The following is a 14510-nucleotide window of genomic DNA, read 5'->3' as shown; positions in this document are numbered from 1 at the left end:
GGGCATGTAAAACTAAATCGATGAGCACAGAGTGTATTGACGACGGCCAACAAGACCTCACCCGACTGTATCAGGACCACCACCCTTGGCTGCTGCAATGGCTGGAAAAACGGGTGCAGGACCGCCTACAGGCAGAAGATCACGCCCAAGACACGTTTTTGCGCGTCATCACGGCTAAGAAAACGCCAAACCTGAATGAACCCCGCGCCTACCTGACCACCATCGCCAAACGCCTGCTGATCAATCACTGCCGGCGCAACAGCATAGAACAGGCTTACTTGGCACGACTCGCGGCCTATCCCGAGGAGAAGGTCATTTCGGCGGAGGATAGCGCCATCGTGCTCGAAGTCTTGCGGGAAATCGACGAATTACTCAATCAACTACCGGCAAAAGTGCGTAAGGCCTTTTTGTTGGCGCAACTCGACGACCTCACCTATGCCGAAATCGGCCAGCAATTGGGCGTCAGTGACCGCATGGTCAGAAAATACATGGCGCAAGCCATGTTTCAGTGCCTGAGCGCCGGCTATTAAACGCCGATGCAGCACATGCGCCACTCGGAAATCGACCCGCGCATCCTGGCCCAAGCGGCCGAGTGGTTTGCATTGTTCCGCTCCGGACAAGTGCAACCCAATGAAACCGCGCAATGGCAAGCTTGGTTAGTCGCACACCCCGACCATCAAGCCGCTTGGGCCAGAGTGGAATTTCATATCGATCGCTTCAAGTCGCTGCCGCCCAAGGCCGCGTTAGCCGCGTTGACGGCGCCGGATTTACAGCGCCGACGCGCCATTAAACATTTGATATTGCTCGGTGGCGTCGGCTTGGCGAGCTGGCAGTTTTCACGTGCCGGCTATTGGCAAGCCTGGATGGCGGATTACCATGTCGCGCAAGGCCAAATCCAAACAATCACCTTGACGGACGGCTCGACAGTGGTTCTGGACAGCGGCAGCGCCTTGAACGTGGCATTCAGCGCTGATTTACGGCGCTTGCAACTGGTGTCCGGGGAAATTTATATCGAGACCGCCAAGGATAACGCGGGTTGGCAGCGACCCTTTGTGGTCGATACCCAGGATGGCCGGGTTCTGGCCCTGGGCACCCGTTTTAGCGTCAGCCAACAAACCGACCGCAGCGAGGTCACGGTGTTTGCCGACAGCGTGGAAATCCAGCCGGCCCAGCCTAACAGCCCTAAACAGCGGCTACATGCCGGACAAAATACCCGGTTTGCAGCTGATCGCATCGAACCCATACAGCCAAGCAAATTCGACAAACCCGCCTGGACCCAAGGCGTCATCGTCGCCGACGACATCCCGCTCAGCGAGTTTCTGCTACAACTGAATCGTTACCGGCAAGGCTACGTCACCTGCTCGCCGGAAATTGCCGACATGCGCATCATCGGCTCCTTCCCGCTCAAGGATACCGACAAAATCCTCGCCTCGCTGGCGACCAACTTGCCGGTCAAACTCTCCAATCCGCTGCCGTACTGGGTAAAAGTTTTGCCGCGCTGAGCGCGCGCCTTTCGCTAAATCCTGCCCATGCAAGTTGGCGATGATTTATGGCTTGTCATGCAGCGAACGCAACATCGCTTCGCGCAAAATCGCATTGATGCGAGTCTGGTAACCCTTGCCCTGACTCTTCAGCCAGGCCAGCACGTCCGCGTCCACGCGTACCGTGGTGGACGTCTTGGTGGGTCTGTAGAACGGATTGCGCACAGCGTTTTTCCAGAAAGAATCATCCAGCGGCGGAATGTCGCTGTAATCAATTTCACTGTCCGGCCTGTCCGCCAACGCCTTGAGTTCCGCCTTACGCTCTTCAGTCAGCGGCGGTAACTCGCCCTGTTTATATCTAACCACACTCATAGCACCTCCGCTCCTTGCGATCCACGCGACGGGCACTGATGATGCGTACAATCTCAATGCCCTCATCTTCGAAGCGCACTGTGTGCGCCACTAATGGCAGCAGACAACCGCCCGTCATACCGATGGTCTGCCAACGTTGTTCACCGTTCTCGATATGGTCTTGCTTTGAAACGGCAAGCGGGTCATCGAAGGCCCGCGCGGCGTCCTCGAACCGGATGCCGTGTTTGCGGTAGTTAATTGCCGCCTTCTTGTCGTCCCACTCAAACTATCGCTCCATATGAACATGGTATAACTTTTTTGTATGTACACAACCGCATCAATGTTTGATCCTCAAAAAAGTCGTTTGGCCATGAAAAATCCCGTTCGTCCTGAGCTTGTCGAAGGGCGAGCGGGATTTTTCATTCACCCAGCGGGTGAGCTGTGTTTTGAGCCGTCCATGCTTCGACATTGCTCGGCACGAACGGCCCACAACACACGCCAACTGCTCTTTTTAGATTGATACTCAAAATGTTATTTTGCGCCGGCCATAAAAAACACCATTTTGTTACCAGCAAAACAGCCCCTTAAAAATTATTCAAAAAATTTTTCAATCTCCGGTTCCGCTTTTTCAGTCTCGATTGACATAGGTAATGACAACACACAATTTTAAAGGAAATAAAACCGATGTCATCGACGCTACGCACCAGCAATCCGGGCTTGGCCCCCTCGCGATTGCACCTAGCCATGCTAGGCATTCTACTGGCCTCCGCACTCACCGTGTCTGCTCCCGTCCATGCGGAAAACGGTAACGACCATGCCAGCGTTAAGCGCAGTTACCATATTGCGGGCGGCTCGTTGAGTCAGGCCTTAAGGCAGTTTGCCACCGTGTTCGGCTTGTTGTTCGTCGCCGAAGCCAGCTTGACCGAAGGCAAAACCAGCGTTGGACTGGAGGGCGAGTACAGCGTCGAAGAGGGTTTTCGCAAACTACTCGCCGGTTCCGGCCTCACTCATACTATTGCCAGCGACAAGACTGTGACCTTGAAAATTGCTCAGCCGCAACCCCAATCCGGCACGACGGCAATGCCGGCGGTGACGGTAATCGGGCAGGCGGTTTACGATTCGACCGATCCTTATAACCCAGATTACAGCCTGCCCAATGCCACCACCGGCACTAAGACCGATACGCCGATCATGGAAACGCCGTTTTCGGTGCAGGTAGTCTCCAAGCAAGTCATGGAAGATGTGCAAGCTATTCGACCGGGCGAGGCATTAAATTACGTCAGCGGTATTTATCAAGGATCAGCGAATTCCGGCGATTGGTTGGACTGGACTAAACGAAGGGGCTTCGATCCGTTTCCTACCGGCGACTATCGGGACGGTGGCGCGTTTCCGCTTGCTAGTGCCTGGGGCGGACGGGATTTGGCCAATATCGAGCAAGTTGAAGTGCTGAAAGGCCCCGCTTCGTTATTGTACGGCCAGGCCACACCGGGTGGTGTCGTCAATTACGTGACCAAAAAGCCGCTGGCGGCGCCGTATTATTCCCTGCAACAACAGTTTGGTTCTTACGATTACTACCGAACCACTTTGGATGCCACAGGCCCCATCACACAAGATAAAACGTTGCTGTATCGTTTCAATTTGGCATACAAAGACGCCAATTCGTTTCGCGATACGGTTAGCAGCGACCGCATTTTTATCGCACCGACCGTGAGTTGGATTATCAGTCCGCGCACTCGAATGAATTTCGAATTGGAATATGACCACGGGCATATGGTATTCGATCGCGGCGTACCGGCGATTGGCTCCCGCCCGGCCGATGTTCCACGTAGCCGCTTCTTTGGGGAAGCGGACCCGCAAAGCGAGTTCGAGCGCATATTGGTCGACATGAATTGGTCGCATGCCTTCAATGACAACTGGACATTGAGTCACCGTTTTACTGCGGTTTATAACGGTTTAGATCAGGTTGCGAGTTTTCCGAGCTTGAATGCGGACAACGTTAGGTTGAATCGGTCCTTTGAACTAGCAAAAGTTGATCCAGGAGATGACGCCTCCTATTTCAATACTGTTAATTTGACCGGACATTTTGATACATGGGGGTTGCAACATACTTTGTTGCTCGGCGGAGACTACTTCAGGCAATCAACAAAAAGTGTAATTACACCTTTTTCTTCCCCAATCAACATCTTCAATCCAATATATCTGGGGAGCGAAGGGGTTAGTAACTTGGCAGCGGGATCAACAAGTTTCACCACCACTACCGAAAGAGATTGGTTCGGTTTGTACATGCAGGACCAAATTAAGCTGCCCTATCATCTACACCTCATGGGTGGGCTACGCTATGACAGTTCTGAGCAAGTTGGGACAGACTCCAGAAGTTTGACACCAAACGTAAGTCCACAGCAAGATAAAGTCACACCGCGCGGCGGTCTGGTTTGGCAACCAATTCCCGAGCTCAGCCTTTACGGCAGCTACTCGGAGAATTTCACAGGTATTAACGGCACCGGACTTGGCGGTGTTTTGTTAGCCCCCGAAACAGCGCAACAGTGGGAGTTCGGTTTAAAAACGGAATTATTCGACAAACGGTTTTTGGCTACCTTGGCTTGGTTCGATCTAACCAAACAAAATGCCAGAGTAGCCGATCCAAGAGATACTCGATTCTCTGCTGCAATCGGCGAAGCCAATGTAACGGGTCTGGAGATGGATTTGAAAGGCGAAATTCTACCGGGCTGGAATATGATAGGCAGCTATGCCTATACGCCGGATGCTGTCACGACAATCGGCAGAGCCACCGAAGTTGACAAGCGGTTTCCCGGCGTTCCACGTCACGGCGGTAGCTTGTTTACCACCTATGAGTTGCAGTCCGGCATCATGCAGGGATTGAAATTTGGTGGTGGGGTGATAGTACGCAGCTCTCAACGCACTGAATCGACTAATAACGATGTGGTATTACCCGGCTACGCGACCGTTAATTTGTTGACCAGTTATTCCTGGAAAGTGGGAGCGAGCAAGTTAACCACGCAATTAAACGTCAACAACTTGTTGGGCAAAGAATATTACCCCGCATCGGCGTTTAGTCGAAACAGTATCGAAATGGGGGCCCCCAGGACATTTATGGGATCAGTTCGGATTGAATATTGAGCATATTCAAATAATTTCATTAACCCGTAAAACAGATGAATTGTCAGGTGGTTGCCGTTAGGTAATCCACCCCGAACGATGCACCGGAACTTCGGTTGGCTTGGCGTTTTGCCCGAGCCAAGGACCGTAGGTTGGCTTGAGATAACAAACCCCAACATTTTTGACCGGTTTGGCCCCTGACTACCATTGACCCGAATATCTCGCTTTCACGGTCGGATGGTGGCTGGGCGCTTGTCGTGTTGGGGTTCGTGCCTCACCCCAGCCTACGTTCGTCCAAAAGGGATTATTTTTAAATCATCGCTGCGTTGCCGATAACTTGCGCGCCAGCCGAATGGATTTGTTCGGCGCCCGCAAGTGCCGAGGCACAGTTTTAAAAGCGGTAAATTTTTTGATACAAGCCGATGAACAAGCATTACCCGCCCTTAACTACCGCGTATTTACGCCACCAAACCGAACTAAAACAATTTCTGTGGCGCCAGGTCGATTGCCGGGAAGCGGCAGCGGACTTGTTGCAAGATACCTTTTTGCACATCGCCGATTATCCGGAGCAAGATACCATCGCCAATTGCCGGGCGTTTTTATACCGGGTGGCCGGTAATCTGGCCTTGGATTATTTGCGCAGCCAAGCCAGGCAACAAGCATGGGACGGCGGGCCGCTGGACGAGGGCTGGCAATGTCCCTGTCCACCGCCGGAGCGGTTGGTGCAAGGCAAGCAGCCAAGTAGAGTAAGCACCGCGAACCTTTATTTGTCGTTTGATTCTTCGGAAACCATCGAGTGGTATGCGGTGCATACCCTTGCATCTAACCCTATCGATTTTCGACCATGGCCTCGAACCATCCGCCATTAACCGCCGCCTTTCTGCGCCATCAGACCGAGTTACGGCAATTCCTGGTGCGCCGCGTGAATTGCGCCGATACAGCCAATGACTTGCTGCACGACACTTTTCTACACATCGCCGACTATTCGGCCCAACGGCAAATCGCCAACAGCCGGGCATTTCTTTACCGGGTGGCCGGCAATCTGGCGCTGGATTACCTGCGCGGCCAAGCCCGCCGCCAAGCGCGGAACGGCGGAGAGCTGGATGACGAATGGCCCTGCCCAAGTCCGCCACCTGAACGCTGCATGCAAGGCTGGCAGCAATGGCAAGCGGTGGAAATCTGGCTTCGCGGCTTGCCGCCCGCCAATCGCCAGACCCTGTGTCCCTATCGTCTGGACGGCAAGACGCATCGGCAAATCGCCGCCGAGTTGCGGGTCACTGAACGCCACGTCGAATACCTGCTAAGCCGGACCGGACAACTGCTGGTTGAAACCGGATTGAGGGATGGTTGATAACCCGTAAGACGGATCAGTTGTTAGGTGGATTTGCCGTTAAGCAACCCACCACAAACGACCCTCCAGAAACTGGCATGGCTTGCGTTTTGCCGTAGCGCCCCCGTACCGTGGCGCGGGCAATGGGACGGCGACGAGATCGACGAGAAATGGGCCTGCCCTAGGCTGCGGCCGGATGCAGTATCAGCCGGCCGGCAAGCCTGGAGCCTGTTTCAATCGGGCCTGGCGCAACTTCCTTTGCGGCAGCGCATTTTGCTGCTGAAATGTCGCATCGATTGAAAAACCCGCCGTCAAGTCGCATCGGAGGAGCAGCTAAAGCCCAAGCAGGTGGACAGGGCGTGCGTCAAGCCGTTAGAGCGTAAACCGCCGTCTGCCACTAGCTGCCTCGACGGCGCGTTGCCTGGTAGGGAGTTACCGTTATTCGTTTTTCTTGAAAATGCGAAGTTTTTGGCCGGGGGTACGGCCGCGACCGACAAGAAAATCGTCTAAATCAATGCCGGGCCGTCGGCAAACTTAGGATTCCGTTACAAATAACTTCCCCCTTTTAAAAAGGGGGATCGAGGGGGATTTATAAAAAAATCTCCCCCAGCCCCTCGGCAACTGCTCCATGCGTTGCCCTACCTTCTGCATCCATGCAGTCGTCTTTATCAAAGAGTGGCGTAACACTTGTGTCATTCTGAACAATTCAAATTCCGGGAAGTTATTTTTGACCATATCCTGAGTTTGCCGCCAATTCCCATAATGCATGCGTGATCTGTGCGATATCACCTATTTTTTACGGCCGCAATCGTCGGCCAAACTTTCCGCCGTTAATCGGCTTGCGCGGTTATTGCTCTGAATTTTTCAATAAAAATAAGCGGATATGTTTGGCGGTCAAGCCTTATTGTTGTAATTTTCTACTTGTGGTGTGAATCTTGCTTGGTGTTTGAGTTGCGCTAACGCCGCACCCGCTAACCGCCATTTCGTTTCCATCCGATGAGCATCAACCCATTACTGGATAAATTATTCCGCCGCCACAACAAGGAACTACTTTACTTCGCGGCTCAGCGCGCCGGCGGTGCCGCGGAAGATTTGGTGCAGGAAGCCTATATGCGTTTGTTGCAACATCCCGACCCGGCATCGATCGATAACCCGCGCGCATTCCTATTCCGCACCACGACCAACCTCACCGTGGACCATCACCGTCGGCAAATGTTGGAAGCCCGCTATCAACCTGAGGTTTATTCCGCCGACGCCGATGTGGAAGCCGAGATGGTCAAGATGCCCGGCAAGGAACCGCCGCCGGAAGCCCAGGCCAGCCAGCAGCAGGAGCTGGACAGATTAAGAACCATGCTGAACGAATTGCCGGAGTTACCGCGCCATGCCTTCATGCTGAACCGCATCGAAGGCCTGTCGCATAAGGAAATAGGCAAGCGCCTGGGCATTTCGGACCGCAGCTCCGAGCGTTACGTCGGCGTCGCGCTACGGCATTTGTTGAAACATTCCACTTTCGATGAATAGCCACCAGCCACTGACGGACAGCGGGCCGCCGATTCGTTATAGTAACGATCATGAAAGTGCGGAATCACAGTGACTTTCAGAGTAAGCAGACTCGCGTTGAATTCAATTAGCCAAACCATGACCCCCGAAGCCGACCAAGACCCAATCCAGGACCAAGCCGTCGAATGGCTGATCCGCTTGAGCGCGGAAAATTGTCCGGCCGCCGAGCGGGCGGCGTTTCAAACCTGGTTGCAGCAAAGCCCGGCGCACCAGGCGACTTACGCCCAAATCGAACGGCGCATGCAATGGCTGGAACGGGTGGGGCAAGCCGATAGTGCCGGCCGAAAGACGGCCTTGCAATACCGGCCGGCCAAATCGTTTGTGTTTTCCCGGCAGGCCGGGTTGGCGGCCGCGGCGACGATTCTGCTCGGCGTGGGGCTGGCGACCTTCTCGCCGTTTGGTTGGTACGGTTACACTCGGCATTTTTCCGCCGAGCCCGGCGCGCGGCAAACGGTCAATCTGGCCGACGGCACGCAACTGGAATTGAACACCGACAGCGAAGTCGCGGTGCGCGTCAACCGCAGTCAACGTAATGTGGATGTGGTGAAAGGCGAGGTGTATTTCAGCGTGGTGCATAACCCCGACCAACCTTTCGTGGTTACCGCCGGCGCCGGGCGCAGCGTCGACATCGGCACCGAATTCGAAGTCTACCGCCAAGCCGATCAGGTCGTGGTTGCAGTGCACGAGGGCAGCGTCCGGGTCGAGGCCAAGCAGAGCCGCGATTTGACGGCCTCGCAAGCCGTGGCCTACGACCGCAACGGCAACTTCGTCGAAACCGCCGCCGACGTCGAAACGCTGTCGGCCTGGCGGCGCGGCAAGCTGATATTCGACAATCGCCGCCTCGACGAGGTATTGGCGGAAATCGGCCGCTACCACCGCGTCAGCATCGGCTTGGCCGATCCGGCGCTGGCGGAACGTAAAGTCAGCGGCACCTTTTTCACCGAGCGGCTGGACGACAATCTAGCGGCGATCGCCGGTAGCCTGAATTTGCAGGTACGCCAGGCCGGCGATGGTCGGATTCTGCTCGGCAAGCGCTGATAGCTCATGGTGCCTGGGCGAATGAATTCGCCCCTATCTTGGGAGATCGCCCTAATTTCTCTTCTCTGGTTTCCATGCTCGCGTAGAGTCGATTACCCCGGTGGGCGGGGATCCTTTCGTTCCGCCGCATTTCCTGGCAACCAGGAACAATGGCGTAGGGGGCGAATTCATTCACCCAAAATAAAAAATTTACCTCCCCGCTGGCGGCCTTTTTTGAGCTGTTCGTTTCATTTATTGAACGACTCAAAACACAGGGAGATAACCACCATGAAGTCATCGCTACCAGCTCCGCTCGTTGCCACCATCCTGCTAATCGGTTCTAGCCAGGCCATCGCGGAATCCGCTCCGCAAGCTTTCGATATTCCCGCCCAACCCTTGCACAGCGCGCTGCAAAAATTGGCCGACCAGGCCGGTGTCGCGGTGTTCTTTACCGAACAGCAGGTGGCCGGCAAATCGGCTCCGGCAGTCAAAGGCCGCTTCAGCTCGCGCGAAGCCCTACAAAAACTGCTGACGGGCAGCGGCCTGAGCTACACCTTTACCGGAGAGAGTTCGGTATCGATCAAAACCGCCGACTCGGGCAGCGATGCAAGAACCACAATGCCGGCCGTCACGGTGACCGGCAAAGCAGTCTATGATCCCACTGATCCCTACAACCCAGATTACCGGTTGCCGAACGCCTCGACCGCGACCAAAACCGACACGCCAATTATGGAGACGCCGTTTTCGGTACAAGTGGTGCCTAAACAGGTACTAGAAGACCAGCAAGTCGTGCGTTTGGATCAAGCAGTACGCAACGTCGCCGGTGTTAATACCAGTTCGTTAAATCAAGGGACCACCGACGGATTCATTATTCGCGGATTTCAAAACAATATTACTTATCGAGACGGCATGTTGTTGCCGACCATTTTGGGTGGGGGAACAACCAAGCGCGAGATGGCTAATCTTGAGCGAGTAGAGGTGCTGAAAGGTCCGGGATCGATATTGTTTGGCCGTTCCGAACCGGGTGGAATCATTAATATGGTCACCAAGCAACCGCTGGCAACGCCATACTATTCACTGCAGCAGCAATTCGGTTCTTACGACTTTTACCGAACCACAATTGATGCCACCGCGCCGCTAACCAATGACGATACCTTGCTGTACCGGTTGAACCTGTCGTACGAAAACGCGGGATCGTTCCGTGATTTTGTCGACAATGAGCGCGTGTTCATTGCGCCGGTCTTAAAATGGAATATCAGTCAACGCACGCAAGCGACGTTTGAATTGGAATACCAACACTTTGACGAAACCAATGATCCAGGAATTACAAACATTGGTACTCGTCCAGCCAATGTACCAATTAATACCGCTTTGCACGAGCCGCTCCTGAGTAAAAATAAAGGGGACAGGGTATTAGTTGGATTTAATTGGTCGCATGAGTTTAATGATAACTGGAAAGTTAGCCATCGGTTTAACTATGAAAATTATGATTTCAGCACCATGTCTTTATTTTTTGGTGCCGCCAGCAATAACGGGGATGTTGACAGGTTTTTGAATCTTGGGCCGGAAAATGACTCCAGTCGATATTTTAATAGCTTAAATTTGTCCGGCAAAATTGATACAGCTGGCGTGCACCATCAGCTTCTGTTTGGGTTTGATCATTTTATAATTGATGATAAATTTGTTGGCAACTGCTGCCAATCCGCACCAAGTTATAATATTTTAGTCCGTCATATTTAGCCAATGTGCCGGTGCTAGATTCCGCAAATTCATTTAAAGGCAGCTATACCCAAGACTGGTACGGTTTATATATTCAAGATCAAATTGAATTGCCTTACCATCTGCATGCATTGGCCGGAGTTCGATACGACAGCGCTCAGGGATCGGATAATATACTTGGCAAGGTGACTTCCGATGAAGATTATGTGAGTCCAAGGGGTGGATTACTCTGGCATCCAATGAAGTGGTTATCGGTGTACGGAAGTTACACTGAAAACTTCGGGCCTTCCAGCACCTTATTTAGAACCGATGGATTAAGGTTGCCACCGCAAACGGCTCAGCAGTGGGAAGCGGGCGTCAAAACCGAATTTTTTGATGGGCGTTTAAGCAGCACAGTTTCCTACTTTGATCTAACGAAACAAAATATTCGTGTTGCCGGCACCCAGGCGCCGCTATTTCTCCCACGTGCCGCCGGCGAAGCGGAAAGTCGCGGCATCGAGTTCGAGTTATCCGGCGAATTATTGCCCGGCTGGAATATGATTGCTGCATATGCCTACACGCCTTTCGCAAAAATCACCAAAGACAATGACAGTAACGGCGGCCTGGCTAATACCGGAAAGCGGTTGTTTCTTGCCCCAGAACACTCCGGTAGCCTATGGAATACCTACGAGTTTCAAACAGGTTCTTTACAGGGTTTAAAGTTTGGCGCCGGGGTATCTGGTGTGGATCAGCGTCAGGGCGATGCGGATAATTCTTTTCAATTGCCTGGATATATGACAGTGGGTTTGCTAGCTAGCTATCAAATGAAGATTGGAAAAACCAAACTCACCACGCAAATCAATGCTGATAACTTATTGGATAAAGGGTATTACGCGGGCACTAACAGCGGCAACTTTATCGCAATCGGCGCACCGAGAAGCTTTATGGGATCGATTCGTCTCGAATATTGATTACTGCGTTTTGTATTATGTTGCTCTTGGAAAGAAAACACCGTCGAAAATTCTGGTTGTTGTTGCATCGTTACTTGGGTTTGTTTGCCGGGGCCATATTCGTGATTATCGGTTTGACCGGCAGTATTTTGGCTTTTGGTCATGAGCTGGACGAGTGGCTGAACGCGGATGTCAGGGCCGTTAGCCGGCAAGCATCCACTGGCCGGGCGCCACTGGACGCCATCGTCGCGGCAGGCATCAAAGCTCTGCCGACCGGTGCGAAAGCCATCAATCTGGATTATCCGCGGCATGATGGCTTGGCGTTTGCGTTGTGGTTTGAGCAAACTTCGCCGGGCCGGGATTATCCAGAACGCCACCAAATCTTCATCGATCCCTACCGCGCGCAAGTTACCGGCCAACGTCTGCTAATCGATTTTCACAGGATTTGGCGCGATCCGCTGCTGGATTTCGTATTGCGGCTGCATTACTCGCTGGGTTTCGGCGAAAACGGCATGACGCTGGTTGGCTGGGTCGGCATTGTGATGTTGTTGTCGGTATTGGCGGGGTTGATCGTCTGGTGGCCGCTAACCGGCAAGTTTCGCTCGGCATTGACCTTCAAGCCTAAAGCCAGCCGTGAGCGCTTGGTTTACGACTGGCATAAAGTCTGTGGAGTTTACGGCAGCATCGTCTTGCTGGTGATCGTTGCAACCGGCATTTATCTGGAGTTTCCCAGTTATGGCCGAGGCTTGATCGGCCAGTTCTCGCTGGTTGCCTCACCGTGGCCCGAATATGCTAGCCGACCGCCATCGAATCTCGACAAGCAAAAGATCATCCCTTTGTCGGTGCTGGAACAGATTGTCGATGCGCATTGCCCAGATGGCGAGTTTCGTTACATCGTTTTTCCGAACGATGCAACTGGCAGTTTCGAAGTCGGAAAGCGGGCGCCCGGCGAACCGAGTCGGCTGCAATCGCAACGGCGGATTTGGATCGATCAATACAGCGGCGAGGTGCTGGCGTTGCGTGATCGAGTATCAAGTTCGTCGGGTGACGCGCTGGTCGAATGGCTGTATCCGCTACATACCGGCGAGGCGTTTGGGTTACCTGGTCAAGTCATGGTGTTACTAACCGGTTTTTCCCCCTTATTGTTATACGTAACCGGCTATATTCGGTGGAAACAAAAGACTAAAGAAAGTTAAGTGTAGGTACAAACAATAGTCTTTGTTTAGTTTGCAGGCCGGGGTTGGCAACCTCGACCTGAACGTTTCACACTTGCCGTTAATGTCCCTAGAGGAAAAGAACGGGATTGCATATCCCGTCCGCCAACCGCGCGATAAATATCCCAATTACGTCCAACGCCGAGTCCACAACGCTCATCGCAAGCGCCAGGAAATGCCCAAAAAAGGACCGTAGGTTGATGACATGGACTCCAGCCGAATAGATTTGTTCGGCGCCCGCAAATGCTGAGACACCGTTTTAAAAGCGGCAAATTTTTTGATACTAGACGATGAACAACCATTACCCGCCCTTAACCGCCACCTACTTACGCCACCAAACCGAGCTACAACAATTTCTGTGGCGCCAGGTCAACTGCCGGGAAGCGGCGGCGGACTTGCTACAAGATACCTTTCTGCACATCGCCGACTATCCGGGGCAAGATGCCATTGCTAACTGTCGGGCGTTTTTTTACCGGGTGGCCGACAATCTGGCCGTGGATTATTTGCGCAGCCAAGCCTGGCAACAAGCACGGGCCGACGGGCCGTTGGATGAGGTCCCTGTCCGCTACCGGAGCGGCTCGTGCAAGGCGAACAACAATGACGAACGATCGAAAGCTGGCTGATCGGCTTGCCCATGCTTAGCCGGTAAATTTTGTGCTTGCGTCGGCTAGACGGCAAACGCCATCAGCACATTGCCGCCGAATTACAGATCTCGGAACGCCGGGTCGAACACATATTGTACCGAACCGGAAAAATGCTGGCCGCGGACCAGTCCAGACGCTTTTTGACGCCGCGAGAGAGGCTAGGAATAAGCAAAAAGGATCTTGCGGGGAGATCTTTAGCACCGACTAAAAACCCTTTGCCGATCCGCCGTTAGTCATTGATCTGTCATCGATGACTCCAAGCCACTGCACATTACTGTGTGTACGTACTTTAAGCTTTAAACCTGATGCTTAGCGTCTAAGAGTTTTCACTTACTTTTCTAAGAAAATAAGTCATATGCCACGATTTTCGTTAAAACATTGCTTGCCAGCACCGGCCGCATTGTTCAAATATCGGCTTGACTAGCGTTTTAGCTAAACCCCAAGCACATGATTTAATTAGGCTTGCATGAAAGACACATACTAAGACCAAACCCGAAACCGGTTTAATGGAATATTTTTTGCTGGCCGATAAGGTTTTCTACTAAAAATAGCCCGATTGACTGCGTTAAGTCTGCCGCGATCAAAACGCATGAATAACTTACTGGACATACTATTCCGCAGGCATAAAAAGGAGCTTCTGGCATTCGCTGAACGCCAAAGCAATGTCAATATCGCCGAAGACATTACCCAGGAAGCTTTTTTGCGCTTAATGCAACATCCCAATCTGGCGGCTATCGAAAACCACCGCGCCTATTTATTCAAAACCGCTGCCAATCTAAGCAAGAACGCCCACGAACACGAACAGATCAGGTCGCGTTACGCGCCAGACGAAGCAATAGAACTGGAGCAACTGGTTTGCCCATTACCCGCTCTGGAATTTGCTATCGCTGCACAACAGCAAATTGAGTGCTTTCTAGCCGTTTTGACTCAACTACCGGAAGTCGTGCAGCATGCTTTTATCTTGAGCAAACTGGATGGCTTAAGTTACCCGGAAGTTGCTGAAGCGTTAGGCATTTCCGGTAAATCGGCCCAACGCTATGTGTTCAAAGCTTGGCAACATCTTATTCAGCATCTAGGGAATGATTTTTTGGGTGATAATCTGACCAGATAAGCACTGCTCAACTGTCTTATTAGGTAAAGATCAAACA

General features: G+C 52.8%; 14 protein-coding genes and 1 pseudogene. 13 read left to right on the top strand and 2 right to left on the bottom strand.

Annotated elements, in window-relative coordinates; all coding sequences use genetic code 11:
- The first annotated feature begins 20 nt into the window (after positions 1-20).
- Both EBB_RS08460 and EBB_RS08455 read left to right on the top strand, forming a co-directional pair.
- Positions 21-530, top strand: coding sequence for a sigma-70 family RNA polymerase sigma factor (locus EBB_RS08460; RefSeq protein WP_192393297.1), 510 nt, complete (start codon positions 21-23; stop codon positions 528-530).
- A 15-nt stretch (positions 531-545) separates the two neighbouring features.
- Positions 546-1502, top strand: a complete 957-nt coding sequence (locus tag EBB_RS08455) for a FecR domain-containing protein (RefSeq protein ID WP_225587282.1) — start codon at positions 546-548, stop codon at positions 1500-1502.
- 45 nt (positions 1503-1547) lie between these two features.
- Here EBB_RS08455 and EBB_RS08450 read toward each other — a convergent pair whose 3' ends face one another.
- Complete coding sequence (locus EBB_RS08450; RefSeq protein WP_192393295.1) at positions 1548-1853, bottom strand: BrnA antitoxin family protein; 306 nt, start codon at positions 1851-1853, stop codon at positions 1548-1550.
- Positions 1840-2100 (bottom strand): annotated as a pseudogene (locus tag EBB_RS08445) (BrnT family toxin); the annotation flags it as partial. The pseudogene EBB_RS08445 and the gene EBB_RS08450, both read right to left, overlap by 14 nt.
- 416 nt (positions 2101-2516) lie before the next feature.
- On the opposite strand from EBB_RS08445, the gene EBB_RS08440 reads away from it, so the two are divergent.
- The 11 genes from EBB_RS08440 (at position 2517) to EBB_RS08395 (ending at position 14473) form a co-directional block, all read left to right on the top strand.
- Positions 2517-4970 carry a TonB-dependent siderophore receptor gene (locus EBB_RS08440; RefSeq protein WP_192393294.1) on the top strand — a complete coding sequence of 818 codons (2454 nt, stop codon included), beginning with the start codon at positions 2517-2519 and terminating at the stop codon, positions 4968-4970.
- A 401-nt stretch (positions 4971-5371) separates the two neighbouring features.
- Complete coding sequence (locus EBB_RS08435) at positions 5372-5818, top strand: RNA polymerase sigma factor (RefSeq protein WP_192393293.1); 447 nt, start codon at positions 5372-5374, stop codon at positions 5816-5818.
- Entirely contained in the window at positions 5794-6300 is a 507-nt protein-coding gene (locus EBB_RS08430; protein WP_192393292.1) for an RNA polymerase sigma factor, read from the top strand. The genes EBB_RS08435 and EBB_RS08430 overlap by 25 nt, the downstream gene beginning before the upstream one ends.
- 27 nt (positions 6301-6327) lie before the next feature.
- Complete coding sequence (locus tag EBB_RS08425) at positions 6328-6579, top strand: hypothetical protein (RefSeq protein WP_192393291.1); 252 nt, start codon at positions 6328-6330, stop codon at positions 6577-6579.
- 696 nt (positions 6580-7275) lie between these two features.
- Entirely contained in the window at positions 7276-7800 is a 525-nt protein-coding gene (locus EBB_RS08420) for an RNA polymerase sigma factor (RefSeq protein ID WP_192393290.1), read from the top strand.
- 96 nt (positions 7801-7896) lie between these two features.
- The gene (locus EBB_RS08415; RefSeq protein WP_225587281.1) at positions 7897-8877 is read left to right on the top strand and encodes a FecR family protein; all 981 of its coding nucleotides are present in this window, start codon (positions 7897-7899) and stop codon (positions 8875-8877) included.
- A gap of 234 nt (positions 8878-9111) precedes the next feature.
- Positions 9112-10596: a TonB-dependent siderophore receptor gene (locus EBB_RS25845; protein WP_225587280.1), complete on the top strand. Its 1485-nt coding sequence runs from the start codon at positions 9112-9114 to the stop codon at positions 10594-10596.
- A gap of 11 nt (positions 10597-10607) precedes the next feature.
- Complete coding sequence (locus tag EBB_RS25840) at positions 10608-11525, top strand: TonB-dependent siderophore receptor (protein ID WP_229427547.1); 918 nt, start codon at positions 10608-10610, stop codon at positions 11523-11525.
- Between the two features lie 17 nt (positions 11526-11542).
- On the top strand, positions 11543-12700 hold the full coding sequence (locus tag EBB_RS08405) for a PepSY-associated TM helix domain-containing protein (protein WP_225587279.1): 1158 nt from the start codon (positions 11543-11545) through the stop codon (positions 12698-12700).
- Between the two features lie 308 nt (positions 12701-13008).
- The gene (locus EBB_RS08400; RefSeq protein ID WP_192393289.1) at positions 13009-13341 is read left to right on the top strand and encodes an RNA polymerase sigma factor; all 333 of its coding nucleotides are present in this window, start codon (positions 13009-13011) and stop codon (positions 13339-13341) included.
- A 610-nt stretch (positions 13342-13951) separates the two neighbouring features.
- Positions 13952-14473, top strand: a complete 522-nt coding sequence (locus tag EBB_RS08395) for an RNA polymerase sigma factor (protein WP_192393288.1) — start codon at positions 13952-13954, stop codon at positions 14471-14473.
- Positions 14474-14510: the final 37 nt, after the last annotated feature.

Origin of the sequence: Methylomonas fluvii (assembly GCF_014850975.1) — a bacterium.
Lineage (GTDB): Bacteria > Pseudomonadota > Gammaproteobacteria > Methylococcales > Methylomonadaceae > Methylomonas > Methylomonas fluvii.
This window is presented reverse-complemented; position numbering and strand designations above follow the sequence as displayed.